General features: G+C 50.1%; 1 protein-coding gene. It reads left to right on the forward strand.

The window, feature by feature from the left end; translation table 11 throughout:
- On the forward strand, positions 1–2,411 hold a 2,411-nt coding region (locus AACS92_RS20820), incomplete at both ends, for a non-ribosomal peptide synthetase (protein ID WP_153044807.1).

Here is a 2,411-nt window from a genome sequence, read left to right on the forward strand (position 1 = left end):
TTTACCACGCGCTGCAAGCAGGCCGTGACAGCCAGCTCCCTGCGCTGGATATCACCTACGGGGATTACGCAGCATGGCAACGGGATTATTTACAGGGAGACATCCGCGAACAACAACTGGCTTACTGGCAACACACACTAACGGGCTATGAATCGCTGACGCTACCCACCGATCACCCCAGACCGGCACAGGTTAATTATCAGGGACAAAATATCAATTTTACGCTGGACACCCAGTTGTCTGAACAGCTACGGACACTGGCAAGAACGCAGGAAACCACCCTGTATACCGTGCTGCTCAGTGCGTTTTACGTCACACTGGCGAAATTATCCGGACAGGATGATATCATTATCGGCACCCCGACGGATAACCGTCACCACGCGCAAACCCTGCCCCTGTTAGGCATGTTCGTCAATTCACTGGCTTTAAGGGCGCAACTGCAACACACCGATAGCGTAACCGAATTGATTGCACAAGCACACAAACTGGTTAGCAGTGCCAAAGCCCATCAGGATATGCCGTTTGAGCAATTGGTTGAAGCACTGAACATTGAGCGGGATACCGCCCGCCATCCGCTATTTCAGGTGATGTTCAGCGTGCAGGCTTTCGGTGAAAATCATCGTGGTGAAAATTCATCAGACAATTGTCTGCCATTCACGCCGGTGGCACTGGATGAACCCTTATACAGCCCGGCCAAGTTCGACCTGAGCCTGTTTTTGTCTGATGGCAAAACGGCGATTACCGGTTGCCTGAACTACGCCGTGAGCCTGTTTAATAACACCAGCATCACCCGTATCGTGGAGAGTTACCAACGGGTTTTGAGCGCATTTGTCGCCGATAAGCAACAACCGTTGTCCGGCATTGATATTTTATCGGTACAGGAACGTCATACCCTATTAACTATCTGGAACCAGACTGACGCCCCTTATCCGCAGGATAAAACCCTGCCACAATTATTTGAAGCGCAGGCGGCAAGGACACCGGAGCATGTTGCACTGGTGTTTGAAGGCGAAACCCTGACCTATCACCAGCTTAATCAACGCGCCAATCAGTTGGCCCACGTCATACGCGAACGTTATCAGCAACAGCATCATCAAACGATGCAGGCTGACACACCGATAGCCTTGTATGTTGACCGCAGTCCGGAAATGATAATCAGTATTCTGGCGGTTCTGAAAGCCGGGGGCGCTTATGTACCTGTTTCGCCGGAATACCCGACAGAGCGGGTACAGTTTATTCTGACTGACACCACAACCCCTTGTATTCTGACCCAACAGCACTATCTGACCACGCTCCGGCCACTGGCTGGATCCTCAATCCTTATCGCGGCAGATAATCAGGCAGACACCGTCAGCCAGCCGGTGGAAAACCCTGACTCCATCAATAAACCAACCGATTTGGCTTATATCATCTATACCTCTGGCACCACCGGCCAGCCTAAAGGCGTGATGATTGAACATAAAAACGTGGCCCACTTGGTGACAGCACAAACCACATTTTGGGATATCGGAAAGGCAACAAAATGCTTAATGTTTATCACCTATGTATTTGATGCTTCTGTTTCCGAATTATTCCCCGCGTTATTGGGTGGCATGACCCTTTACCTTTGCAGTGAAGCCGAACGAAATGCCCCTGCCCTTGCGCAACTCATTCAACGGGAAGGTATTGAAATGGCGACCTTGTCGCCGGCAATACTGAAATTGCTGGTTGATACAGAATTACCCTCCCTGCGGTTATTGGTCACAGGAGGCGAATCCCCCTCACTCGATTTTATGGATCATTTCAGTCAATACAGTAGCGTGGTAAATGCTTACGGCCCGACAGAAATTACCGTTTGTGCAACACAGAAGCGGTACCAAAGAGGCGATCTTGTTACCAATATTGGTCAGGCCATTAATAACGTTCGTCTTTACGTACTGGATCGTTCCGGTAATCCTGTACCTGTCGGTACGCCGGGGGAACTGTATATTGGCGGTGCAGGTGTCGCACGAGGCTATTTAAATCGCCCTGAATTAACGGCGGAGCGCTTTGTTGCTAACCCTTTTGCAACCGCAAACGATACGGTTAAAGGTTACACCCGTCTGTATAAAACCGGTGATTTAGTACGTTGGTTACCCGATGGTGAACTGGAATATCTGGGGCGTAATGATTTTCAGGTCAAAATTCGCGGCTTCCGTATTGAACTGGGGGAAATTGAAAATGCGCTGACAGCGCATCCACAAATTAAACAGGCAGTGGTGATAGATTATGGGCATCATGGCCATAAAGTATTGGCAGCCTATCTGGTTGCCGAGGGTGCTGTCTCCGATGACATGCTGCTGACGCACTTATCTGCTCGTCTGCCGGACTATATGCTGCCCGCCAGTTTTACCTTTATGGAGGCTATTCCGCTAACGCTGAACGGCAAAGTG

Origin of the sequence: Xenorhabdus sp. KJ12.1, from assembly GCF_963876495.1 — a bacterium.
GTDB classification, from domain to species: domain Bacteria; phylum Pseudomonadota; class Gammaproteobacteria; order Enterobacterales; family Enterobacteriaceae; genus Xenorhabdus; species Xenorhabdus stockiae.